This window comes from Synechococcus sp. NOUM97013 (assembly GCF_014279815.1).
Taxonomy (GTDB): domain Bacteria; phylum Cyanobacteriota; class Cyanobacteriia; order PCC-6307; family Cyanobiaceae; genus Synechococcus_C.
In genome coordinates this window covers 364,228-387,746 of record NZ_CP047941.1, presented here as the reverse complement: position 1 = coordinate 387,746, position 23,519 = coordinate 364,228, and the positions used below count along the sequence as shown (strand labels likewise).

The window sequence follows — 23,519 nt, the reverse complement described above, 5'->3', positions numbered from 1 at the left end:
CCTGTCATGGTGAAGACCTGGAGACGGCTGCTCCAGGCACGTCCTCGCTGGATCGCAACTCTGTTGCTGATTCCGTTGCTCTACGGGCTGGGTTGGCTGCTGGCACAGCCCCTGGCCCAGGTGCTGCCTGAAACCTCGGCGGCACGGCTGTCGCTGATCGGCACGATCGAGAGCCTGCTGCTGTTCATTCTTCTGCTGCCGAGCTGGGTGCGGCAGCGCTGGAACAGTCGCCATCCCTGGTTGACGCTGGGGTTGCGCAGTCGCAGGGGAGAGCCCTCTGGCGCTGTTTGTCTGGCCTATGGATTGCTGCGCTCCGTGGGCCTCTTGGTGCTGATCAGCGTTCCACTCATCTTTGGGTCATGGGGCCGGTGGCTTGGAGAGCTCACCAGCGGAGACGTCCTGAATGCGCTTTTGCTCTGCTTCGGGGTTGGCCTGGCGGAAGAACTGCTTTTCCGAGGATGGCTCTGGGGCGAATTGAACGAAATCGCAGGCAGCCGTATCGCAGTGATTGGTCAGGCGGTCATTTTCAGCTTGGTGCATACCCGCTTCGATCAAGGGGTCCTGCCGATGATCGGGCTGCTGACAGGCCTCATGCTTCTAGGTCTGGTGCTTGCGGTGCAGCGTCGACTGGATGGGGGGTCTTTATGGGGATGTGTTGGCCTTCACGGAGGCCTGGTTGGCGGTTGGTTCGCCCTGCGGGCTGGACTGTTGCAGATTTCGCCCAGTGCACCGGAGTGGCTGATTGGTCCCGGGGGACTTCATGCGAATCCCTTGGGCGGAGTTGTGGGAATCACAGCCCTGAGTTTGCTGCTTGTGGGTCAGCTGACAGCTTTAGCCAAAGCAGCACGACCATGAAGTGAGGCGCGGAGAGCTTCGTTGAGCGGGGCTTCTCCGTAGTCCCGTTCCAGCAGATCCATCACCGTGCGCCCGAAATCGGAGGGGTTGCGGTCAAAGGCCTCAAGGCAAACCTGGCCGAAGGTGCTTCCCATCGGCTCAGGATTCCAGAGCAGCTTGCGTGCGGTCCAGGGCATCATGCTCATTGGGTTGTAGCCCGGCTTGATCAGCCCTTGGTCAAATCCGTATTGCTCCAGGTGCGTGTGGGGCTGCAAGCCAATGAAGAAGATGGCCGGCTCCACCTGCTCGGCGCCGAAGATCCGCTCGAGTTCACGGTGGTAAGCCACGGTCTGACGAATCGTGTCCGGGCGCTCATCAATGACGTTGAACGAATAGTTGACCGAGACGTGGTCACGGAATCCGGCATCAGCAAGCATCCGGCAGCTCTCGAGCACCGTGCGCAGGTTGTATCCCATGCGCATCTTGCGAACGAGTTCCTGTGAACCCGATGTGATCCCAATTTCGAAATAGCTCATGCCGGTCTCGACCATCAGCTGAGCCAACTCGGGGTCGAGATTGTCGGCACGGATGTAGGCCGCCCAACGGATGCCGGTCAGTCCCTCAGCTTTGATGGCGCGGAGCAGCTCTTTGGCGTCTTCGATGTAACGCCGAGCGGGAATGAACTGCGCATCGGTGAACCAGAAGCCGCGCACGCCCCGGTCATAGAGCTGTCGCATCTCCTTAACCACCTCCTGCACGGGATTGAGGCGCACCTGCTTGCCCTCAACCACGGTGTAAACGCAGTAACAGCAGTTGTGAGGGCAGCCGCGCTTGGTCTGCACACCCACGTAAAAATCGCCTCCTTCGAGGTACCAATCGAGCTGGGGCCAGATCGAGGCGATGTAGTTGTAATCGCAGGCTGTCTTGGGGCGGCTTTCTGGCTGCTCATGAATCAACCCCGGTCGGATGGATTCGCCAACAACGAAACAACGCTCGGAATGAATTGACTGACCGCAAATCAGCTTTTCAAGGAGAGGCTCTCCTTCTCCGATCGAGACGATGGTCCCTTTCGGCAGTGAACGCCCCAGCTGCTCGTAAAAAACACTGACGGCACCCCCACCCAGCACAGCGCGGGCTTGGGGGTGATGGCGCCGCGCCCGTTTGACGCCTTGGCGCACCAGCGTCTGATTGCGGAACAACTCTCCGTAGTGGCTCGTCATCAACCGCAGACCACCGAGGGCCCCATGCAGCCGTTTCAGAGGATTGCGGGCATAGAACACTTCAAAAGAGTTCTGCAATGGGTTGCCACCACGCCCATCCACCGGGGCATAGATCTGAATGTCTCGCCAGGAGAAGACCAGAAGCGTGGGACGGAACTGATCGATGGTGATGCGCAGCACGCGGTGCACGTCCAGCACCGGCAAGGCAGCGAGATCCAGGATGCGCTGGGGCATTCCGGGAAAACACTTGTGCAGATGATCGGCCAGATAAATCGGGCCGATCGGAAAGATGGGATTGCAAGGCAGACGAACAAGAAGCACCCGTTCATCTGACGGATCATTCAGAACTGGTAACGCTGGCTGGTGAGTGATTCCGTCCATGGCTCGGACGCTAACAAGCACCTCAGCTAGAGCGCCGGAGCGCCGGCTCAACGGTTCTTCACATCAGCTTCATAAAGCTGTGGACACGTTCCGCAATGTTGCTTTACACTCCGGCTTGGCAGGGCTTCCTGCCCTTCCATAAACCGTCTCCTCGGAGACATTCTTTCCCGTTCTCATGACCACCACCATTCAGCAGCGCTCCGGCGCCAATGGCTGGCAGTCCTTCTGCGAGTGGGTCACCTCCACCAACAACCGCCTGTATGTGGGCTGGTTCGGTGTGCTGATGATCCCCACCCTGCTGGCTGCCACCACCTGTTTCATCGTTGCGTTCATCGCAGCACCCCCCGTCGACATCGACGGCATCCGTGAGCCCGTTGCTGGCTCCCTGATCTACGGCAACAACATCATCTCTGGTGCTGTTGTGCCCTCCTCGAACGCCATCGGCCTTCACTTCTATCCCATCTGGGAAGCTGCCTCTCTCGATGAGTGGCTGTACAACGGCGGTCCTTACCAGCTGGTTGTCTTCCACTTCCTGATCGGCATCTTCTGCTACATGGGCCGCGAGTGGGAACTCTCCTACCGCCTCGGCATGCGCCCCTGGATCTGCGTTGCTTACAGCGCACCCGTGGCTGCTGCCTCCGCCGTGTTCCTGGTGTACCCCTTCGGTCAGGGTTCTTTCTCTGACGGCATGCCCCTGGGCATCTCTGGCACCTTCAACTTCATGTTGGTGTTCCAGGCTGAGCACAACATCCTGATGCACCCCTTCCACATGATGGGCGTCGCAGGTGTGTTCGGTGGATCCCTGTTCTCCGCCATGCACGGCTCCCTGGTGACCTCCTCCCTGGTGCGTGAAACCACCGAGAGCGAGTCCCAGAACTACGGCTACAAGTTCGGCCAAGAGGAAGAGACCTACAACATCGTGGCTGCCCACGGTTACTTCGGTCGCCTGATCTTCCAATACGCCTCCTTCAACAACAGCCGCAGCCTTCACTTCTTCCTGGCTGCCTGGCCTGTCGTTGGCATCTGGTTCACTGCCCTGGGCGTCAGCACCATGGCTTTCAACCTGAACGGTTTCAACTTCAACCAGTCCATCCTTGATGGTCAGGGCCGCGTCCTGAACACCTGGGCTGATGTGCTGAACCGCGCCAACCTCGGCATGGAAGTGATGCACGAGCGCAACGCTCACAACTTCCCCCTCGACCTGGCTGCTGCTGAGTCCACTCCTGTGGCTCTGCAAGCTCCCGCCATCGGCTGAGGCTGAAGTCTCAAAAAGATTCAGCTTCGGTTGAATCGGAAAGCCCCCTCTCACGAGGGGGCTTTTTGTTGTGTGTTAAGGACCACTCGAGGGGATTCAACGATCAATCGTCGAGTCATCCCTCTTGCACAAATCAGATTGATGAATAGAGTCGAAAAATATCAGCAAAGATCTTGCACACACCTCTGATCCTTAGATCTTTTCTCTCTCTTGCTGTTGTCGCAACAGCTTGCATGGCACATCTGCCAGGCCATGCTCAAAGCGATCAGCAAGTGGAGCGAGGCTTTCAGGAATTTCTGGCCGGCGATTACACAGCCGCAATTCGGACCTTCGATCGCATCATTCAAAAGAATCCAAATCATGCAGTCGCACTGATGAATCGCTGTGGTGCATACACCCAGCTTGCCGAAGCCACGGCCGACGCTTCCTACTACGAAAAAGCCTGGAATGATTGCAACAGGGCCATCCAGATTGATCCTTCTCTGGCCATCGCTTACTACAACCGCTGCTCAATTCAGTTAAAACTGGGTGATTTCTCTGAGGCCGAAAAGGATTGCGATCGCGCCATTGAGAAAGGACCTGCCTTCGCCCCTTCTTACCTGAACCGATGCAGCGCCAAGGTATCACTGGGGCAATACCAATCCGCCCTCAGTGATTGCAATAAAGCATTGACCTTAGATGCGGGCCTTGCCATGGCACATGCCAACAAATGCGCCGCAAAATTAAATCTAGGGCAACTCAAAGATGCCTTCTCAGACTGCAACGAGGCCATAAAAATCAATCCAAGCCTCACAATTGCCTATGTGAATCGAGGCGCCATCAGCAGAGCACTAGGGGACAACAAATCTGCAATTAACGACTACACGAAAGCCATTAAGCTTCAGCCCACTCTGGCGATTGCCTACGGAAATCGAGGCAATTCTCTATCTGATCTTGGCCGCTATCAGGAAGCAATCCAGGATTTTGATCAGGCGATTCAGATCGCACCCAACTTTGCCAACTTCTACGTCAACCGCGCCATCGCCAGAAGTGGACTCGGCAACGAAGCAGAGGCTTGTGTCGATCTTGGCAAAGCGGCTTCACTCGGCGACCAACGGGCATCTTTACTCAATGCCCAATTTTGCCAATAAGTCGCTTCTTTCACTGGTTGTAGAGCGTCTTCTTTAAAGAGCAAGTTTTTGACCCACCGAGCCGTCAGCTCGACATTTTGATGGATTCATGCGTCCGCACTTGACCTGCTCCCTCGCAAACGGCTGCATCGAGCTTGATCGACTCATTCTTTCCGTTTCCGTCGACCGGGCTGCTGCTGAGTCCAGCCCTTTGGCTCTGCAAGCTCCAACCATCGATTGCTCGAAACAGCCTGAGGTTGAAATCGGAAAGAGATTCAGCTTCGGTTCAATCGGGAAGTCTTCTCCCCAAAGGGGGATTTTTGTTGGCGTCAAGACCAACCCTTGGAACGCTCCTAGCTAGAACGACAGCAGAAAAGGCAGAGGAGGCACCCGCATGAAAGACCTGATTGGCAAATCAAAAAGCTATGACCGAAACGGCAAAATCCTAGAAGCAATTCGGGCCCAAAATTCTTATCTCCCGGAGGAGCCGAAGCGGATCAAATTTCAGAAGATGGCTCAATCCCCTTATATTTTTTATCGTGGAACCAATCATTTGTTCTGGGCAGATTTTGCAGGGTCCTGGAGACTCCATCAATTCGGAGGAGCTGCATGGTCCAGAACATGGCTTCAAGGCGATTCTCATGTCTACAACATGGGCGCCTTCAAGCATCAAGGCGAAAAGGTCTGCTTTGGCTTTGACGATTTCGACGATTCGCTTGTTGCCGACTATCAATATGACATTTGGCGGTTCTCAACGAGCATCGTGCTCGACTGCTGGGAACGCCAGCTCTACGACACAGAAACAATCAGCACTGCCCTCGATGCATTTTCCAGCTCTTATTTAAAGAGCTTCCAGAAAACGGTGAAAGCAGAAAAACTGTTTGCAACCACGTTTACCTCAAACAACACCTGCAAACCACTATCGGATTTTCTAAAAAAAACTGAGAAGAAAAGCTCGAGGAGAAAAATGCTCGAAAAATGGACAATCGGCTCAGAAAATCGTCTTTTCAAGCCCAACCCGAGCAAAGTCAAGCCCCTTGACGGGCAGCGTAGTGAACAATTAAGGGACGCTCTCAAAAGTTATCGAAAACACCACGATGAATCCGCAGGCCTCGAGCTTTCTGAAAGCCGCATGCAAATTCTTGATGTTGCTGAACGCATCGGGGCAGGCACAGGCTCGTTGGGTAATCAACGCTTTTATGCCCTGATCCGTGAAACGGATCAGGATTCAGAGGAGCATGACTTCATCCTGGACATCAAACTTCAACATCAACCCACAGCCTATGGATACATGAGCCAAGAGGAAACAGACGAATACAACCAGAACTTCTCAAGTCACGCCATCCGTCATGCCGATGCCTATAGGGCACTCTCTGATTTCCCAGATCATCATCTGGGATGGCTCAACCTCGAACATGAAAGCTATTCCATCCGTGAGCGCTGTCCTTACAAGCGCGACTTTGACACAACACAACTTTCCTCCAAAGCATTTCTCCTGATGGCGAAGCAGTGGGGAGAGGTGCTTGCTCTAAAACACCGAAGAGCAGCACGGCGTCTCACCAACCATCAAACAACATCCACGTTCGAGGATAAACTCAATCTCATCGCGCATGATCAACCCTCAGAATTCCAATATTTCGTGCGCTCAGTGTCACAACCTTATGCAGAACAAGTTCGTCGTGACTGGCATGATTTTCACGCGCATTTAGACGCACTTGCAAAGCAGTAAAGACTTTGATTGCAAGCCTTATTGGCTGTTTGGAGGACCACAGTTAGTCTTCCCCGAAGTTTTTGCACAGCTGGATAGTCCTTGATCGAACTCATTCTTTCCGTCGGCCTGGCTTTCATCATGCTGAGCCTGGGTCTGTCCCTCAAACCAGAGGACTTCACGCGGGCGTTCCGACAACCACGTGCACTGCTGGCCGGTGCACTGGCCCAGGTGATTGTGCTTCCCATAGTGGCCTTCATCCTGCTGCGCCTATTCGGGCTGAATGGCCAACTGGCCGTCGGCGTGATGATTCTGAGCTGCTGCCCAGGTGGTATCACCTCCAATGTGATGACGCGCCTGTCACGTGGAGATGTCGCCCTATCGATCTCTTTCACCGCGCTCGCCAGTTTGTTCACAGCCATCAGCCTGCCGCTGATTCTTGGCGTCACAGCACCGTTGTTCATGCCGAATCAAGCCCTGGAGATTTCGATCCTGCCGCTCAGCCTGAAGGTGTTTTCAATCGCCACCGTGCCGGTGCTGATCGGGGTTTGGCTTAAGCAGAAAGCACCCCAGTTCTGCGGACGTGTGGAACCGACGGCCAGTCGACTGGCCAATCTGCTGTTCCTGCTGATCGTGGTCGGGACCCTGACCAGCCAATGGAACGTGTTCACCTCCAATCTTTCGGTGATCGGTCCCACCTTGCTGAGCCTCAATCTGCTCATGCTGACCATCGGACTCGCGCTCGGCGCCTTGCTGCAGCTGCCCACAGCTCAGACCACAACCCTGTCCATTGAAGCGGGCTTTCAAAACGGAACCATCGGTATCGTCGTCGGGTCCTTGCTTGGCCCCGCACTGACGCAGGGAGAGCTGAACAGCTTCAGCTTGCCTTCAGCGGTCTACGGCGTGCTGATGACGGTCACCATCCTTCCCTTCATCCTTTGGCGACGGGGTCTGCAATCCAACAATCCAGCAACATCCGAAGCGAACTGAGTTGCCAAACAAAACACATCGCCAGGAAACCCGATGAATCCCAACAGCGTTGCCTTCAGCCTGATCTGCTGCTCTGGTACCCAACCTTCGCGTGACGCCGCCGGAGAAGCTGATGGATCAATGGGTTGCACTCACGACGAGGTCAGGCTCTTCTGGAAGCGGATGCGCTTTGCGAAAACTCCGAACTGATGCCTGACTCGTCCCCGGACACCACCACTTCGACGCGATCACCCCAACAAGTGGTGGATCAGCTGATCCGCGAGTGGCAACTGACTCCTCATCCGGAGGGTGGCTGGTTCAAGGAGTTGCACCGCAGCGCACTGTCGGTTCAGCGAAACGATGGCCAGCAACGCCCAGCCATCACCACGATCCTTTATCTGCTGGATGCAGGCTCCATCAGCCGATGGCATGCCGTTCACCACGCTGACGAAGTCTGGACACACCTTCAAGGCTCGCCCTTGAGCCTCTGGACACTGCAACCAGAAGGTGGCGTGGCTGAACAAACCGTGCTGTCTCTGCACCAACCGGTGCATGCGGTTCCAGCCGGGCACTGGATGGCAGCCCGTGCGGAAGGTCAGTACTCCTTGGTGAGCTGCTGCGTCGGGCCAGGCTTCGACTTTGGTGACTTCGAGATGCTGCGAGACCGTCCCTCTGACCAACACCCAGCTGGGGCCTTGAACGCGCTGATCTGAGCTCTCTTACGCTCATGCCAGTGAAGGCATTCCATTGGGCAGCAGTTTCGGCACCCTGTTCCGTATCAGCACCTTTGGGGAATCCCACGGGGGCGGGGTTGGCGTGATCCTGGAGGGTTGTCCACCGCGGCTGGAAATCAACCGGGACGCCATCCAGGCTGAACTGGACCGACGCAAGCCTGGCCAAAGTCGCATCACGACACCACGCAAGGAAGCCGATCAGGTGGAAATTCTCAGCGGCGTCATGGATGGCATGACGCTGGGAACACCGATCGCGATGGTGGTGCGCAACAAAGACCAGCGGCCGCAGGATTACAAGGAGATGGAAGTGGCCTTCAGGCCATCCCATGCGGATGCCACCTATCAGGCCAAATACGGCATTCAGGCACGCAGTGGCGGTGGCCGCGCATCAGCGCGCGAAACAATTGGGCGCGTCGCGGCTGGAGCCATCGCTCGACAGATGCTGCTCAAGGCACACGGCACCGAGGTGGTGGCCTGGGTGAAACGCATTCACGACCTGGAGGCCAGCGTCGACATTCACAGCGTCGGCAGAGATGACGTGGAAGCGAACATCGTGCGTTGTCCCGATCCCGTCATGGCGGACCGGATGATCGAACGCATCGAGGCCATTGGCCGGGAGGGAGATTCCTGCGGTGGGCTGATCGAATGCGTGGTCCATCGTCCACCGGTGGGCCTGGGCATGCCGGTGTTCGACAAACTGGAAGCCGACCTGGCCAAGGCAGTGATGTCATTGCCGGCGACCAAAGGATTCGAGATTGGATCCGGCTTTGCCGGCACACAACTCAAAGGCAGCGAGCACAACGATTCTTTCCTACCGAGCGACGACGGTCGACTGCGCACAGCCACCAACAATTCCGGTGGCATTCAGGGCGGCATCAGCAACGGTGAGCCAATCGTGATCCGCGTGGCCTTCAAACCCACCGCCACGATCCGCAAGGAGCAGCAGACCATCAACGACAAGGGGGAGGCCACAACCCTCGCCGCTAAAGGACGTCACGACCCCTGCGTGCTGCCAAGGGCCGTGCCGATGGTGGAAGCGATGGTGAATCTGGTGCTGGCCGATCATCTGCTGAGACAGCAAGGCCAGTGCAGCCTCTGGTGAAGTGAGCACTCCACGCAGCGCATCAGCTCCGTGCGGGTGAGCTGATGCCGTTGGCACTGGCGAGCTGAGCGACAGCCTTGGCCATGCGGCCGGCTGCTGAGCCAACTGACGCGGACTTGGTGGCCTTACGCGCTCTCCGCGCGGGTCGCGGCTTGCCTGCTGATGCCACAGATGCGGTGGTTTTGGCAGACGCGGTCTTCGCTGGGGCACTCTTTGCAGCAGCAACCTTCGATGCGCTGGTTTTCGAGGCTTTTTTGGCGCCGCGAACTGTTGTTGATTTAGCAGTCGTTGTTTTGGCAGCAGACTTGCGCGATGACGTCGTCTTCGTTGCTGACTTTGTTGGGGCCGTGCGCTGCTTGGAACCGGTTTTGCGCGCGGGCTTGGCAGCAGCCTGACGGTTGCGATGGCTGAGCACCATCACCCACTCTTCATCCGTCAGTGTCGACGGTTTGCTGCCATGCGCATTGGCAAGCTTGGCCGCCTTTTCGATGTCTTGGATCAGATTGACCCAAGAGGTGGCGAAACGCTTGTCGGATTGCGAGCGGGCACCACTCTCAACAAGAGTCTCGACAACACCGGCAGCGGTGACCTTCTTTCGCCGTCGATTGAAGATCTCCTTCTGCAACTGGGCGATTAAGGCATCAGCCTTATCGCTCAACTTGATGGATAACTGAGACATCAGTGACGCAATATCTATCTCAGGTGTAGCAGATGAGTCTCAGGACTACCACTTATGGGTTGAGCCACGCGCCCAGGGAGGGGTCCAGCCGGTCGTCTTCGAACACCGTTCGCCCCAGAGCAATGGCGTCATAGCCGGCGCGGAGCCATGGGGACAGATCCACCGCTCGCAGCCCTCCTGCCGCAATCAAGAACGGAAGCGGACCCATCGGCGCAGCAATCTGGCGACGAAACCCGCAACCGAGCACGCTGGCCGGAAACAACTTGACCAACCGGCAGCCAAGCTTGCTGGCCTGGCGAATCTCGGATGGCGTCATCACACCTGGCACCAGCAAGCAATCAAGCGCATCCGCTCTGACCTGAAGTGCTGGATCCAGCAAAGGAGACATGGCATAGCTGATGTCGAGCTCAGCAACTCGCTCGAGGGCAGACAGCTCTGTGATCGAGGCAGCACCGATCTGCAACTGGGGATGACGGCACTTCAAGGCCATCACCAGATCGGCCCAGCGAGGGTCGGCAGTCCAGGCCAGCTCCACATGAAGAACACCCGCCTCTGCCAGCTGATCCAGCTGACGACAGAGACGGGTGTGAGGCAACGCTGATTGGAAGTCGCTGGCGTCTGGACGCAAAACAACGAGGAGAGGTTGAAGACGCAGACTGCGAATCAACCTCTCCGATCGGTCAGACGTATTCGGCAATGCGGACATCGCTGCGAATCAGAAGTTCTTGGAACTCCTCAGCATCGACGGTTTCCTGGTCAACAAGCATGTCTGCGAGCTCATCGAGCACCGAACGGTTGTCGACCAAAACCTTGGTGGCACGCTTGTAGGCAACGGCGACCAGTTCAGAAACTTCCTCGTCGATGGTGGCGGCAGTGTCTTCTGAGAAATCACGTTCAGCAGCAATATCGCGGCCCAGGAACATGCCTCCCTGGGAGCGCCCCAGGGCCACAGGTCCAAGCTTGTCACTCATGCCGAAGCGCGTGATCATCTGACGTGCTGTTGACGCCACCTGCTGAAGATCGTTGGAGGCACCAGTGGTGACTTCATCTTCGCCGTAGACAATCTCCTCCGCCACACGGCCGCCAAGGGCAACGGCCATCTGGTTCTGCAGATAAGTACGGGAGTACAAGCCCGACTCCATCCGCTCCTCACTCGGGGTGAAGAAGGTGAGGCCGCCAGCATTACCACGGGGAATGATGGAGATCTTCTGAACCGGGTCGTAGTCGGGCATCAAGGCTCCAACCAGAGCGTGGCCCGCCTCGTGATAGGCGACCAGACGCTTGCGGCGATCACTCATCACGGAGTCTTTCTTCTCCGGACCCGCCATCACACGCTCGATGGCGTCGCTGATCTCGTCGTTGCTGACTTCGCTGAGATCACGGCGAGCAGCAAGGATGGCCGCTTCATTCAGAAGGTTGGAGAGATCAGCGCCGGTATAGCCGGGGGTACGACGCGCCACTTTGTCGAGATCCACGTCCTTGGAAAGGGTCTTGCCACGGGCATGAACGCCGAGGATCTGGAGACGTCCGGCGTAATCGGGACGATCCACAGTCACCTGACGGTCAAAACGACCGGGGCGCATCAGTGCAGCATCAAGGACGTCAGGGCGGTTGGTGGCTGCCACGATGATGATGCCGGTGTTCCCCTCGAAACCATCCATCTCCGTGAGGAGCTGGTTCAAGGTTTGCTCACGCTCGTCGTTGCCGCCGCCGAGGCCGGCACCACGCTGGCGACCGACAGCATCAATTTCATCGATGAACACGATGCAGGGGGCATTCTTCTTGGCCTGCTCGAACAGGTCGCGGACGCGGCTGGCACCAACACCAACGAACATTTCGACGAATTCAGAGCCCGAGATGGAGAAGAACGGCACTCCCGCTTCTCCAGCCACCGCTTTGGCCAGCAGGGTTTTGCCGGTACCAGGAGGGCCCACCAGCAACACGCCCTTGGGAATCTTGGCGCCGACGGCGGTGAAACGATCGGGGTTCTTGAGAAAGTCGACAACTTCTGTGAGTTCGAGCTTGGCGCCCTCAATACCGGCCACATCACCGAAGGTGATTTGTGTGGAGGGCTCCATCTGAACCCGAGCCTTGCTCTTGCCGAAGTTCATCGCGGGATTACCGCCACCTCCGCCACCTTGGGCACGGCGGAAGAGGAAGAAAAGCCCACCGAGCAACAGCAAAGGGAAAATCAGGCTGGTGGCAGCTTGCTGCCAGGCGCCCGGTTGACGGGAAGGCTGAACAGCAATGTCAACGTTGTGGTCGGTGAGCAGCTTCAGCAGATCCTTATCGGGAGCGAGGTTCACCTCCGCGCGACGACCGTCGTTCTCCACGATTTGGGCTGTACCGCGATCAGGAGACAGCAGCACCCTGCTGACCTGATCCTCCTGAACACGCTCTACAAAATCGCTGTATCGCAAGGAGCGAGCCTCAGGCTGAGGACCGCTGCCACCTCCAAAGAAAGCTGGAGCGATCACAACGATCGCCAGAACCAGCAAGGCCCCGAGGCCGATGTTTCGCCAACGCTTGTTCAAGGATCTTCCGCCTCTGGTGAAGGAATGTTAATAGGAACCTGAGAGCTCAGGCGGCCCGAAGCACTTCCACAACGCTGCGGAAAGCAAACCACTCAGGAATCTCCTCACCACCACGCAGCATCTTGCGGAACTGGGTGCCGCTGAGCTTCTTCACATGGAGACCACGGGCTTCGGCGTGCTCAGCAGTGACGTAACCCTCCTCCTGGGTGTAGACGAGGTTGAGCGAGGGCACCGTCTCCATGGTGAGCTCTGGCGCGCACTCCTTGGCGAAGTTCTGCGCGTCGTAGGGACCGTAGAAATCGTCACCACTGAGGGAGGACTTACAGCCCGCCATATCGCGGCCGATGATGAAGTGAGTGCAGCCGTAGTTGCGGCGGATGATCATGTGCTGCAGAGCCTCACGAGGACCTGCCATGTGCATCGCGTAGGGCAGATAAGCCCAGCGAATGCTGTCGTTGTTCACTTCCGCCGCCAGGCGCTCGTAGGTCTGGAAGCGAACAGCGCCAGGGATGTCGTCCTGCTGTGTGGGGCCACAGGTGGGGTGCACCAGCACAACGGCGTTCTCACTGACGTTCTGAGCGTGCAGCGCACGGGTGAACAGCTCGTAGTGGGCGCGGTGAATGGGATTGCGGCATTGGAACGCCACGACGTCTTGGCCATCGGGAAGACCAGCACGCACTTCGGCAGGGGTCTTGCAGGGAAAAACGCGTTGGGGAAGCTCAAGACCCTGAACGCTGCCACCGAGATAGAAGCGCTTGCGCTCCATGGTGATCATGCGCACCGCCGGATGTTCGATCGAGGTGGTGCCATAACAACCCTGTGCTTCAGCAACTTTGTTGGGCTCCCACTTGTCCTCCACATGGAGAACGGCGAGATCCTGACCCTTGTAAGTGAGCAGCAGCTTGTCGCCGACCTCGACGTCATCGCGGTCTGTGTCCATCACGATCGGCAGACCGAACAGCTGACCGGACGCCAGACGGTGACCGCTGACGACGGCGTCGTAATCCTCCTGGTGCATGAACCCGCGCAGGGGCGAAAAGCCACCGACCGTCAGCAGCTCCACGTCGCAGGCATTGCGATCGGAACACTCAAGGGTTTTGGTCGCAGAGGCCTTCACAGCGGTGCGGTCAGCCTCCGGCACCATGAGATCAACGAGCGTGCCGCCGTAGGGGGCGATCACACCGGTCTTGGAAGCAGAGGTGCTGGCGGTCATGACAGGCCGGAGCGGAGGGATATCGGCGCGATTCTCCCAGACCGCAGCGTGAAGACCGGCATCCGACATCAAGACATCAAAAAGGGGGGCTGTGCCCCCCTTGCCAATGACCCATCGCTAGAGACGGGTCAGCCCAACCTGGAATCAGGCCTCTTCAAGACGACCAAACAGCTCACCGTTGATCTTGACGTCAACGATTTCACGACCACCCATGTCGGAGTCGGAAGGCTGAATGGCGGAGAAAACACCGGCGAATTCACCGGTTTCAGGATCCACCTTGGTGATGGAGAGGCTCATCACACCCTGACCATCGATGTATCGCTTGACGTTTTCAGTCTCCAGCTCCTTGTAGTCGCCACCCAGACCAATCAGACCCTGGGGATAGTCGACGCCTGTGGTCAGGGCACGACCCTTGGGATCGATGAAGTTGCTGGTGCGGTAGCTGGGGGTGCGGTAGGTGCCCTCGAAGTCCGTGCTGGTGGTGATGGCAGCGCCTTCGGCTTCAGCCTGCAGGTTCTTGCTTGAGAAGGTGAAGGGGAACTCCTCACCGCCGGGGACGAGAACGGTGATGGGCTGGAAGTCGATGCCGCCCTCTTCCTGGAAGGCGATGCCGTTCTCACCCACCACGAGAGAGCCATAGACCTCATCGAGGCTGGAGGTGTAACGCGTCAGGATCTTGCCCTCGATGAACTGGGCTTCTTGACGCTTGTTTGCAGGCTCACCCTTCACGAACACTTGGGTGGGGTGCATGCAGATGCCACGGAGTTCGTAAGCACTGCCAGGAGTGAGAGCGATAGAGCCGCGAGCGGAATCAGACAGGGTGGGGCAGTCGTTGGCCTTGCCTGTGTTGCGGATGTCGTCGTACGTGACATTCGCACGTTCGACAGCGTCAGCACCGCCGCTGCAGGCGGTCACAAAGGTGAGACAGAAAGCCAGCACCAAGGCCAGCAGGGGACGGAAGCGCATGGAGGAGATGCCCAAAGGCCGGACGATGAAGGTATCCACCGGTTTGGCGGATCCTACAAGGGGCAAACAGCCGTTCCGGCTAGCCTTTTGCACGTCTCAACAACGTGAAGCGTTCTCGGTGGAGAGCAACGGCACCCAATCCATTCACAACACACTGCAGCCGATGCTCGATCAGCTGCGTGAGCTGTCAGAGGAGCACCGGGGTGACCCGGAAACATTGCTGATGCTGCTGCGGGAGCTCGAAGCACTGCATCGGGAGCTCCAAGACGGCGCATTCCGGGCCAGCCTCCCAGAAGATCGCCAGAAGCTTTTCGGCCTGCTGCAGACCATGGAACGCAGTGGCGGATGGCCTTACATCCCGCGGTTGCAATTGCGCACATTCATTGATCTTCTCGATCAAGGCCCCGCTGATATGGCCGCCTAAGCCGCCAAGCGACGAAGGCGATTCAGCAGGTGGTGCGCAAGAGCGAGCTTGTGTTGCGGGGCGCACGCCTCAGCCTGATCGGCGGGTCCCAGCAGCCAGCCGCCGTTTTGTGAACTCTCGAATCCCTGGCCAGGACGATCGATGGGATTGACCATCAACAGATCACACCCTTTCGCGAGCAACTTCTCGCGACCACCGGAAAGCAGCTGCTCTTCGGATCCAGCCAAGGCGGCGAAACCCAGCATGAGCTGACCTTCGGGGCGGCGATCCACCAACCGCCTGAGCAGATCCGGGACCAGCTCCCAACCGCTCTCCATTGCTTGCAGCAGCAAATCTTTTGGCAACTTGGGATCAACAGGGTCCTCAGGCTCGGCACGTCGCAGATCCGCCACTGCCGCACACATCAACACCGCATCGGCAGAGGGCTGGAGCTGGTCCAGACAGTCACCCATCGCTGCACTCGACTGAACAGGATGGCAATGCAGCCCCTCAAGCCAAGAGACAGGCACCTGCAGCGGGCCATGCACCAAATCAACGCTGGCACCTCGAAGGCGAGCAGCCTGGGCCAGCAGAACCCCCATTCGGCCACTGCTGCGATTGGACACCACACGAACGCGATCCAGCCCCTCTTGGGTTGGACCGGCACTCACCACCACATGGCGTCCTTGCCAATCTCTGGCGATGGTGCCTTCGGCATTCGACTGCAGCAGGACACTGGCCGCAGCCAGTTCAATCTGACCTGGATCCGCCATCCGGCCGGTGCCAATGCGATCACACGCCAGCAACCCACCTTCGGGCTGCAGGGGCAACACGCGAGGGTCGTCCTGCAAGAGAAGCCAGTTGCGTTGTACGGCCGGGTGCTGCCACATCGCGGTGTTCATGGCGGCGGCGGCCAGCACTGGGCATTCGCAGGCCAACAGCAGACTGGCCAACAACCCCTCACCATCACCGTGAACCCAACGAGCCAGCGATGACGCACTCAGCGGAGCCACGATCACCAGCTCAGACCATTCCGCCAATTCGATGTGGAGCGGCCGTGGTCTTGCGGCATCCCACTGGTCGGCATCCTGCAGGCAGGGCTGACGACTGAGAGTGGCCAACGCCACTGGGCTGACCAACTCAGCCGCGCTTCGGGTGACCACGCAACGCACCTCAGCCCCGGCTTTCACCAGCGCACTGACCAGCAGCGGCGTCTTCACTGCGGCGATGCTTCCACAGGCCGCCACCAAAATCCGTCGCCCCTTAAGCAGACCCTCCATCGCTTCAGTCCTCGTCGAAGGGCTCCTGATCGATCAGATGGACGTAGGGAGCCGTGAGTTCCGGACGGTGAATCGCAAGTGCCCTGAGCAGATGCCAATCACCGAGGCCCTCAAACGGCGTCGGATAGTCGTCGTCTTCAAGACGACGCGCCAACGTTGCCACCGAGACTTCATCAAAGGCGGCCAGTCGCTCCGGTGTAATCGGCATCCAAACGTTGGAACTTTCATCCATCCTGCCCCCAGAAGATCGCAAACACAGGCGCTAAGTTGCGCTGCGCGGGGAATTAGCTCAGTTGGTAGAGCGCTGCGATCGCACCGCAGAGGTCAGGGGTTCGAATCCCCTATTCTCCATCGAGGATGGTTGGAACTGAGTGAACTGGAGCGCTGAAGCAGAAAAATCACTCAAGGAAGTTCCATTCTTCGTGCGTCCCGCCGTACGGCGAAGAATTGAATCCATGGCAAAGGAACGTCAGCTCGAATGCATCGATGCTGCTTTTTATGCCGAAGCCCGCGCACAATTTGCACAACGCTGAGTGATGGCACGCTCTCTGACCAGCTACCGACGTTCGATCCGACCGGTGCTGCTGAGCGCGTTGACAATGACCACCTTTTTATCAGTGTTGATGCGTCCATCAGCACTGCTCACCTATGGCCTGATCCTGCTGGCTGGAGGGCTGGCGCGCCGCTGATGTTCAGCGAATGGGTCCGCAGGATCAGGCCATGCGGTAAAAGAGAGGCTGAGAAAGCCACGATTGATGTCTCAGTCGAAACGCGAACAGGTCGTCAGCCACCTGCGCTATATCCGCCAGGAACTGCGCGAAATGCATCAAGGCGTGATGGAAGATGGCCTGCTGCCAGAGGCCGGAGAGGTGCGTGGCGTGATGGCCCAAATGGAAGCGTTGCTTGAACTTCTCGAAGGCAAGAGCTCCCGCAAAGCTAAAGCCGAATCCGACTGACCCGGAAACACCCCCCTTGTAGAACGGGACTGTTCGGGCTTTCCTTCGCCAGTCCCCATCATCCGGCCCGGAGATTCTCCGGGCTTTTTTCATAAAAAGCCCCAATATGTAGCGCTTGATAAAGGCATACACGCCATAAATGGTGTATACATTTGCTGGCAGGGCAAGGGCCGGGTGATGGGGATCATCGGTTGTCTTCCCTGCCCCTTTTGTGGGGGAGTCTCTTAGTGACAGCGCGCCTCCAATCCACACGTCTCCAGCGCAGCGTCGGCGATGCTTCGACCCGACTGGATCTTTGGGCGACTAACCCCTGGCGCCGAGCGTCGTTGCTGCTGATTGCATTGACAGGCAGTTTCATGATCGGCAACGGCATTGCCTCCATCTCAGGCAGCCTGGGCCTTATGGACCCCGTGGCCGCCATGCTCAGCGTGGGACTGATGGAAGTGATGGTGCGAGTGCGTCGCCACTGGGCACGCGACAAACGCAGTCACCTTGGCCGGCAACTGCTCGACATGACGCGAATCGGCCTGCTGTATGGGCTGCTGCTGGAAGGTTTCAAACTTCTCTGAAAGTCGAGAGTGCTGCGAAAAGCGCAGACAAATCGGATTGGCATCCATACGCTGCAAACAAACCCGCCGCCGATGCATCCATGGCTGGAGAGCACTTCTTCCTCGAGCTGGAGCCACCTGAAGAGCGTCTGCGCGAAGCTCCCCATGTGGTGGTCGTTGGTGGTGGCTTTGCAGGCGTGCGGGCCTGCAAAGCGTTAGCTCAGGCTGACGTTCGAGTCACTCTGATCGACAAACGCAATTTCAACCTTTTCCAACCTTTGCTGTATCAAGTGGCAACAGGGCTGGTTTCGCGAGGTGATGTCGCCACACCGCTCCGCCAGCTTGTTGGACGTCAGCGCAATGTGCAGGTTTTGCTCGGGGAAGTGACCGAGATCAAAACCGACAGCAAGCAGATCGTCTTCAACGGCAAAACCTATGGCTATGACTACCTGGTGATGGCCACAGGGTCCGGCAGTACCTATTTTGGCCACGAGGACTGGCGCACCTTTGCGCCACCGATGAAGATCCTCGAACATGCCGAAGAGATTCGGCGGCGTCTGCTGATGGCCATGGAACAGGCCGAACAGACTCCCGATCTGCAAGCTCGGCGCTTCCTACAAACAGTAGTGATTGTTGGTGGTGGCCCCACAGGCTGCGAGATGGCCGGTGCCACCTCGGAATTGATGCGCAATGCCATGCGCAAGGAATTCCGACAACTGGATCCAGCTGACACCCGAATCGTGGTTGTGGATCCTGGCGAAAGGGTGCTGCGCGCCATGCCGGAACAACTCTCCGAAGCAGCGCAAACATCGCTCAGCGATCTCGGCGTTGAGTTTCTGTTCAAAGGCCGGGTGCAAGCAATGCAACCCGGCGAGGTGGTTGTAGGGACACCCGACGGTGATCAGCGCCTGCAAGCCGCCACCGTGATCTGGACCGCAGGTGTGCGCCCCTCTCATCTGGGACGCAAGCTGGCCGATTCCGTCGGCTGTGAGACCGATCGCGCCGGCCGTGTGGTGGTGGAACCCGACTTCTCGGTGGCTGGGCATCCCGAGATTCGCGTGGTGGGAGACCTCTGCAGCTACAAGCACACACGTGATGGCAAGCCGCTACCTGGCATGGCGGGACCGGCCACCCAGGCCGGTGGATTCGTCGGCAAAGACATCGCCGCCATCGTGGCCGGGACGGCACGGCCCAGCTTTAGCTGGTTTGATTTCGGCAGCATGGCAGTGCTCGACCGCATCGATGCCGTCGCTGACCTGCGGGGCTTGAAATTCAAAGGCGGCATCGGGTGGCTGCTGTGGGCAGCGGCCCACCTGGCCTTCATGCCCACCCGGGAAAACCGCGTGACCCTGCTCGTCAAGTGGATGTTTGCGGTGGTGTCACAGGACCGTGCCTCCATGCTGCTCACAGGGATGCCCAGCCAGCACATGGGGTTGGATGCACCGGATGCCGCGTTCCCGATGGCTCCCGAGACAGGTCCCTCGATTGCCGAACCCGGAGCTGCGCTCCGCGCAGCAATGGATTACTACTCCAACCAGGTGTCAGGCCGGTCCACTCAAACCACTGACGGCGGATCCAGCGCGGATTCAGCAGCCGCCATCCAATAGAGCAGGGCCATACGGATCGGGATGCCATTGCTGACCTGACGTTCCACAAGATTGGCGTTCAGGTCATCGAGCAGAGCGCCGCTCATCTCGATCCCCCGGTTCACAGGCCCTGGGTGCAGCACAGGGATGCTGCACCCATTGCGCCGCAGCCGTTCATGGGTAAGTCCGTAATCGCGGTGGTAGCGATCGAGATCGGTCAGCATGTTTTGGCGCATGCGTTCTTTCTGCAAGCGCAGCGTCATCACAGCATCCGCTCCCACGAGTGCAGCATCGAGATCCCGGCTGAGCGTGAGTGAACCGCGTTGCGACACCGGATCCTGCGTTTGACCAGGCGGCGGCGCATCGAGGAAATGGGCAAAGGCCTCCGGAACAAGGCTGGGGGGCCCGCAAAGCACCACATCCGCGCCGCAGGCGCTAAGCGCCCAGAGATTGGAACGCGCGACCCTGGAGTGGAGCACATCACCCACGATCACAATGCGACGCCCGCGCAGTGCCTCAGGCAACGGATTTTTGGGGTCAAAGTAATGAGCGAGCGTGTAAAGGTCCAACAAACCCTGACTGGGGTGGCTGTGCAGGCCGTCACCGGCATTGAGCACCACCGTGCGTTCACCGGTACGTTCCAATGCTTCCGCCAGCTGACGAGGAACACCGGTGCAGCGATGACGCACCACAAGCACATCCGCCCCCATGGCCACATACGTGCGGGCGGTATCCAGCAGCGACTCGCCTTTGCTCAGCGAACTGCTGGACGGCGAAAAACTGGACACATCTGCTGAAAGACGCTTCGCCGCCAACTCAAAGCTGCTGCGCGTGCGGGTGCTGGGCTCGAAAAACAACGTGGCGACGAGCCGACCCTGCAGGGCCGGCAGTCTTCTGGCACCCGTCGCTGGCATTGAACTGAAGCGATGGGCCAGCTCCAGCACCATGGCGAAATCCTCACGGGAGAAATCCGCAAGATCAAGGATGTGACGGTGGGTCCAGGCGCTCAACTGGGCGTCCGATCACTGCTATTAACCGTAGAGGCCCATCGCGCGTCCGCCCACGCCTCATCACGGTCGGAAGGCATCAGCAGGCTTCGGGGAACGATCGCCGCGCGCACGCTTGCTCACACTGCGGCTGGCTTGCAGATACCAGCGCCAGGGCAACGCTTGCCCCTGGGAAATACCGATGCGGGTGGTGGTGGTCAACACGGGATCCATCAGTGCGGCAGTGCGCGGCGCCAGCCACAGGTCATGCTCACCACAAACCGAACAGGCATCACGCTGGCGATCGATGCCAAAACGGCGCGCCAGCAATCCAGGCCCTGCCGCCACCCGTTCGGGTTCATCCGGGAGCGCCACCGCTCGCAGCAACACGCCATTCGCCCATTCAGCCCGATCCGTCACCACATTCACGCAGTGGTGGATGCCATAGCTGACATACACATAGAACCGCCCTGGCTCACCGAACAGGGTTTCGTTCTGCGGTGAACGGCGGCGATAGCCGTGACAGGCGGGCTCATCCTGGGAATACGCCTCCGTTTCCACCACCACACCCCAGAGCAGGCTGCCGTCTGTTTGGCGTTTCACCAACCTGCAGCCCACCAAGCCAGGTCCGACAACTTCTGCGGGGCAGCAAAAGAAGGATTGAGGGAGAGCTGGGAAATTCTTGGCGATGGACATATCGGCGACGGGAGCGACAACCGTATTCATTTCATCCTGACAAGGCTACATAGAGAAGCAACAACAACCGCCTGAACTGACAGCACAATCATGAAACAAATGCCTCTCTAATTAACCAGCAAGCCATGACTCGATGAATTCTAAAAAAACATTGAGGAACGCAAGGATTTGAACAACAGACGCCAAGATCAACAAGTGGCGAGTGGATTGCAATGACCAAGCCTGAATCAACCATCTCGCCCTTTCAGTACAACCCAGGGTCTTCGCCTGAGGTCGTCACTTACTTACAGGGAATCAAAGGCGGCGAGACAGACAACAGCTATTTGCTGGTCGGCGCGAATAACTCGTCGGGCCCCAATCCCGTCGGCCTGGCCTATCAAGGCCCCTTGGACGCGGCGCAATCCAACGGCGTAAGCGGATCAGGGCGATGGTCCATCGTTTCCATCCCTGAGCGATTCGAAGCTGCTGGCACCAGCGTGTACGGGCCTGATCGCCTTCCGGGGGTTGACCGGGTCAATTACGTGGGCGCTTTCACCAGAGACACCGAGGGCAGCCCGAACCCCTTCGATCCGGCGGTTGTGGGGTTCACGTATGCCGGACGATCGGACGGCTCCACCATCCGTGGATGGAACGCCATCCAAGGCATCACCAAGTCCAGGCAACGCGCGACCTACACCTTTGTCCACTCCGTGGACGGTGGCTTGGCCGTTGGCAATGCCGACGAGGCGGATCGCGACGGAAGAACAGGATATTTCAGCTTGAAATCCACAGCTTTTCTCGTCGACCTTCAAAGCGGACAACAATCATTCATTCGCTTCCCAGGAGATCGCAATCCTCTGGTCACGCATACCGCCTATGGCATCTGGCAGAACAACAAACGGTTTTACACAATTGCCGGAGGAAGCGGCTCAGTCCTCGACTCAAAAGATGACAAACTCGCAATTGGTGATGGCTACTTAATTGACTACGACTCAATTACAGGACGATTTTTTAATTATCAAACTTTTTCTTACAACAACGAACAAGATGGTGCCGATCTAATCACTCACTTCGAAGGAATTTATCGCGACGACGATGGGGCCTATCACCTCCCTGCGACATCGGTAGATCTGAACGGTGACGAAGAACTGGCAATCGCCTCAGTGGCAACCATTGAACGCGATCGCAGCGGTGCCTTCAAGGAAGCAGCGGAGTGGAACACCCTCGACATCATGAAAAGCGGAACCGACATTGAAAGCGTGTTCAGCACTGCCAATTCGATCTATGCCGATCAAGTGGTGGGCTTCGCCAACTATCCCGATGGTGATGGTTCGGTTGAACCACTGAGCTTCGTCGTGGATCTGTCTTAAAACAACGTTTGATCGGCCACGGCCAACCGTTCTGCCCCCACTGATGCTCGATGCTCAGCAAGCCAAGGCCTTACAAGCCAGGCGTGATCTGACCTTTCTGGTGCTGGCAGGACTGTTCCTAGGGACGTTGGCCATGCTCAACATCCTTGGGCTGACCCGATTTCTGGCCCTGGGGCAGATCGGCTCATGGCCGATTGTGGTGGCGGTCGGAGCGCTCCCTTACCCGATCACATTCCTCTGCACGGATCTGATCAGCGAGATCTGGGGCGAAGAGCGCGCCGGACAGGTGGTGTGGGTGGGCCTGCTGCTCAATGGCTGGGTGGTGCTGATTCTCTGGCTTGGGGGCCTGCTTCCGGGCTTGGCAGGAGCTCCAGACGACACTTTTTTTGAGATCCAGCGGCTGGCATTTGGAGCTGTATTCGCGTCCATGGCGGCTTATCTCACCGCGCAGTTTGTCGATGTGCGCATGTTCCATTTTTGGAAGCAATTCAGCCATGGACAGGCGCTGTGGCTGCGCAACAACGGCTCGACCCTCGTCAGTCAACTGGTGGACACCAGTGCCGTTGTGCTGATCAGTCACTACGCCGCAGGCGTACTTCCTGTGAGGCCCGACGAGCCAGTGGCGCCGCAGCTGCTTGCTTTCATTGCCAGCGGCTATTTGTTCAAAGCGGTCGCGGCCCTGGCCGACACCCTGCCCTTCATCTGGATCACCCGGGCCTTACGCCAATGGCTGAACATCCCCAGCACCGGCAGTGAAATCGGCGGCGATGACGATCCGCTCATGCAGGCGATGACAACGGGCTCGTCCCTGCCAGGCTGATAAGACACGAGGCAACGCCATGGACGCCGCACTCTCTGGATTCAACCTGGGCACCGTGCTGCTCTTCGGCAGCGGCCTGTTCGTGCTGGCCACAGCATTCTTCGGCACCCGCGGCGGCTACTACAACACCGACAAGTACGACGGCAACGGCACAGCCCACTGAGCGCCATCATCAGGATCCGCTCGGATGT

Annotated in this window: 26 protein-coding genes and 1 tRNA gene; 17 read left to right on the top strand and 10 right to left on the bottom strand. The window is 58.3% G+C overall.

Translation table 11 applies throughout. From position 1 onward, the window contains the following. Window positions 1–6 precede the first annotated feature (6 nt). Window positions 7–855 carry a CPBP family intramembrane glutamic endopeptidase gene (locus SynNOUM97013_RS01905; RefSeq protein ID WP_186480557.1) on the top strand — a complete coding sequence of 283 codons (849 nt, stop codon included), beginning with the start codon at window positions 7–9 and terminating at the stop codon, window positions 853–855. Here the strand turns inward: SynNOUM97013_RS01905 and SynNOUM97013_RS01900 are convergent. Beyond that, window positions 819–2,435, bottom strand: a complete 1,617-nt coding sequence (locus tag SynNOUM97013_RS01900; RefSeq protein ID WP_186480556.1) for a photosystem II high light acclimation radical SAM protein — start codon at window positions 2,433–2,435, stop codon at window positions 819–821. The genes SynNOUM97013_RS01905 and SynNOUM97013_RS01900 overlap by 37 nt on opposite strands. A 175-nt stretch (window positions 2,436–2,610) precedes the next feature. Here SynNOUM97013_RS01900 and psbA point away from each other — a divergent pair, with 175 nt between their 5' ends. From psbA to aroC, 6 genes are all read left to right on the top strand, one after another. Next, entirely contained in the window at window positions 2,611–3,690 is a 1,080-nt protein-coding gene (psbA, locus tag SynNOUM97013_RS01895) for a photosystem II q(b) protein (RefSeq protein ID WP_006040880.1), read from the top strand. Between the two features lie 233 nt (window positions 3,691–3,923). Continuing rightward, window positions 3,924–4,820 carry a tetratricopeptide repeat protein gene (locus tag SynNOUM97013_RS01890; RefSeq protein ID WP_186480555.1) on the top strand — a complete coding sequence of 299 codons (897 nt, stop codon included), beginning with the start codon at window positions 3,924–3,926 and terminating at the stop codon, window positions 4,818–4,820. Window positions 4,821–5,193: 373 nt separating this feature from the next. After that, window positions 5,194–6,528, top strand: a complete 1,335-nt coding sequence (locus tag SynNOUM97013_RS01885) for a DUF2252 family protein (protein WP_186480554.1) — start codon at window positions 5,194–5,196, stop codon at window positions 6,526–6,528. Window positions 6,529–6,609: 81 nt separating this feature from the next. Then, entirely contained in the window at window positions 6,610–7,497 is an 888-nt protein-coding gene (locus SynNOUM97013_RS01880) for a bile acid:sodium symporter family protein (RefSeq protein WP_186480553.1), read from the top strand. A gap of 188 nt (window positions 7,498–7,685) precedes the next feature. After that, complete coding sequence (locus SynNOUM97013_RS01875) at window positions 7,686–8,189, top strand: cupin domain-containing protein (protein WP_186480552.1); 504 nt, start codon at window positions 7,686–7,688, stop codon at window positions 8,187–8,189. A gap of 34 nt (window positions 8,190–8,223) precedes the next feature. Next, on the top strand, window positions 8,224–9,312 hold the full coding sequence (gene aroC, locus SynNOUM97013_RS01870; protein WP_186480551.1) for a chorismate synthase: 1,089 nt from the start codon (window positions 8,224–8,226) through the stop codon (window positions 9,310–9,312). Between the two features lie 22 nt (window positions 9,313–9,334). Here aroC and SynNOUM97013_RS01865 read toward each other — a convergent pair whose 3' ends face one another. The 5 genes from SynNOUM97013_RS01865 to psbO all read right to left on the bottom strand — a co-directional run bounded on the left by SynNOUM97013_RS01865 (window position 9,335) and on the right by psbO (window position 14,704). Next, window positions 9,335–9,991, bottom strand: a complete 657-nt coding sequence (locus tag SynNOUM97013_RS01865) for a hypothetical protein (RefSeq protein ID WP_186480550.1) — start codon at window positions 9,989–9,991, stop codon at window positions 9,335–9,337. A gap of 52 nt (window positions 9,992–10,043) precedes the next feature. Further along, the gene (locus SynNOUM97013_RS01860) at window positions 10,044–10,658 is read right to left on the bottom strand and encodes a bifunctional 4-hydroxy-2-oxoglutarate aldolase/2-dehydro-3-deoxy-phosphogluconate aldolase (protein WP_370586438.1); all 615 of its coding nucleotides are present in this window, start codon (window positions 10,656–10,658) and stop codon (window positions 10,044–10,046) included. A gap of 13 nt (window positions 10,659–10,671) precedes the next feature. Next, window positions 10,672–12,525, bottom strand: coding sequence for an ATP-dependent zinc metalloprotease FtsH (gene ftsH / locus SynNOUM97013_RS01855; RefSeq protein ID WP_186480548.1), 1,854 nt, complete (start codon window positions 12,523–12,525; stop codon window positions 10,672–10,674). 46 nt (window positions 12,526–12,571) lie between these two features. Next, the gene (gene sat / locus SynNOUM97013_RS01850) at window positions 12,572–13,738 is read right to left on the bottom strand and encodes a sulfate adenylyltransferase (RefSeq protein ID WP_186480547.1); all 1,167 of its coding nucleotides are present in this window, start codon (window positions 13,736–13,738) and stop codon (window positions 12,572–12,574) included. Window positions 13,739–13,882: 144 nt separating this feature from the next. Further along, window positions 13,883–14,704, bottom strand: a complete 822-nt coding sequence (gene psbO, locus SynNOUM97013_RS01845) for a photosystem II manganese-stabilizing polypeptide (RefSeq protein ID WP_186481360.1) — start codon at window positions 14,702–14,704, stop codon at window positions 13,883–13,885. A 163-nt stretch (window positions 14,705–14,867) separates the two neighbouring features. Here psbO and SynNOUM97013_RS01840 point away from each other — a divergent pair, with 163 nt between their 5' ends. Further along, a complete protein-coding gene (locus tag SynNOUM97013_RS01840; RefSeq protein ID WP_186481359.1) occupies window positions 14,868–15,128 on the top strand; it encodes a hypothetical protein in 261 nt (86 codons plus the stop codon). Here SynNOUM97013_RS01840 and coaBC read toward each other — a convergent pair. Both coaBC and SynNOUM97013_RS01830 read right to left on the bottom strand, forming a co-directional pair. Beyond that, window positions 15,125–16,387 (bottom strand): bifunctional phosphopantothenoylcysteine decarboxylase/phosphopantothenate--cysteine ligase CoaBC, encoded by a 1,263-nt coding sequence (gene coaBC / locus SynNOUM97013_RS01835; RefSeq protein ID WP_186480546.1) that lies wholly within the window; start codon window positions 16,385–16,387, stop codon window positions 15,125–15,127. The genes SynNOUM97013_RS01840 and coaBC overlap by 4 nt on opposite strands. A 4-nt stretch (window positions 16,388–16,391) precedes the next feature. Further along, window positions 16,392–16,595 carry a DUF2555 domain-containing protein gene (locus tag SynNOUM97013_RS01830; protein ID WP_255442893.1) on the bottom strand — a complete coding sequence of 68 codons (204 nt, stop codon included), beginning with the start codon at window positions 16,593–16,595 and terminating at the stop codon, window positions 16,392–16,394. 70 nt (window positions 16,596–16,665) lie between these two features. Here SynNOUM97013_RS01830 and SynNOUM97013_RS01825 point away from each other — a divergent pair. The 6 genes from SynNOUM97013_RS01825 (at window position 16,666) to SynNOUM97013_RS01800 (ending at window position 19,498) form a co-directional block, all read left to right on the top strand. Further along, window positions 16,666–16,738 (top strand) — tRNA-Ala (locus tag SynNOUM97013_RS01825). A 20-nt stretch (window positions 16,739–16,758) separates the two neighbouring features. Continuing rightward, entirely contained in the window at window positions 16,759–16,920 is a 162-nt protein-coding gene (locus tag SynNOUM97013_RS01820) for a PCP reductase family protein (RefSeq protein WP_186480544.1), read from the top strand. A gap of 3 nt (window positions 16,921–16,923) precedes the next feature. Beyond that, on the top strand, window positions 16,924–17,076 hold the full coding sequence (locus SynNOUM97013_RS01815) for a hypothetical protein (RefSeq protein WP_186481674.1): 153 nt from the start codon (window positions 16,924–16,926) through the stop codon (window positions 17,074–17,076). A gap of 66 nt (window positions 17,077–17,142) precedes the next feature. Continuing rightward, window positions 17,143–17,343, top strand: a complete 201-nt coding sequence (locus SynNOUM97013_RS01810; protein WP_006042295.1) for a hypothetical protein — start codon at window positions 17,143–17,145, stop codon at window positions 17,341–17,343. Window positions 17,344–17,570: 227 nt separating this feature from the next. Next, a complete protein-coding gene (locus tag SynNOUM97013_RS01805; protein ID WP_186480543.1) occupies window positions 17,571–17,912 on the top strand; it encodes a DUF565 domain-containing protein in 342 nt (113 codons plus the stop codon). Window positions 17,913–17,992: 80 nt separating this feature from the next. After that, window positions 17,993–19,498, top strand: a complete 1,506-nt coding sequence (locus tag SynNOUM97013_RS01800; RefSeq protein ID WP_186480542.1) for an NAD(P)/FAD-dependent oxidoreductase — start codon at window positions 17,993–17,995, stop codon at window positions 19,496–19,498. Here SynNOUM97013_RS01800 and SynNOUM97013_RS01795 read toward each other — a convergent pair. Then, entirely contained in the window at window positions 19,447–20,487 is a 1,041-nt protein-coding gene (locus tag SynNOUM97013_RS01795) for an aspartate carbamoyltransferase catalytic subunit (RefSeq protein WP_186480541.1), read from the bottom strand. The genes SynNOUM97013_RS01800 and SynNOUM97013_RS01795 overlap by 52 nt on opposite strands. A gap of 60 nt (window positions 20,488–20,547) precedes the next feature. Next, window positions 20,548–21,189 carry a DNA-3-methyladenine glycosylase gene (locus SynNOUM97013_RS01790; protein ID WP_186480540.1) on the bottom strand — a complete coding sequence of 214 codons (642 nt, stop codon included), beginning with the start codon at window positions 21,187–21,189 and terminating at the stop codon, window positions 20,548–20,550. Window positions 21,190–21,371: 182 nt separating this feature from the next. Between SynNOUM97013_RS01790 and SynNOUM97013_RS01785 the strand changes: the two genes are divergently transcribed. From SynNOUM97013_RS01785 to SynNOUM97013_RS01775, 3 genes are read left to right on the top strand one after another with little or no spacing between them, the layout of a single operon-like run. After that, window positions 21,372–22,508 carry a hypothetical protein gene (locus SynNOUM97013_RS01785; RefSeq protein ID WP_186480539.1) on the top strand — a complete coding sequence of 379 codons (1,137 nt, stop codon included), beginning with the start codon at window positions 21,372–21,374 and terminating at the stop codon, window positions 22,506–22,508. A 43-nt stretch (window positions 22,509–22,551) separates the two neighbouring features. After that, complete coding sequence (locus tag SynNOUM97013_RS01780; protein WP_186480538.1) at window positions 22,552–23,328, top strand: queuosine precursor transporter; 777 nt, start codon at window positions 22,552–22,554, stop codon at window positions 23,326–23,328. A gap of 19 nt (window positions 23,329–23,347) precedes the next feature. Continuing rightward, on the top strand, window positions 23,348–23,491 hold the full coding sequence (locus SynNOUM97013_RS01775; protein WP_186470011.1) for a hypothetical protein: 144 nt from the start codon (window positions 23,348–23,350) through the stop codon (window positions 23,489–23,491). Window positions 23,492–23,519: the final 28 nt, after the last annotated feature.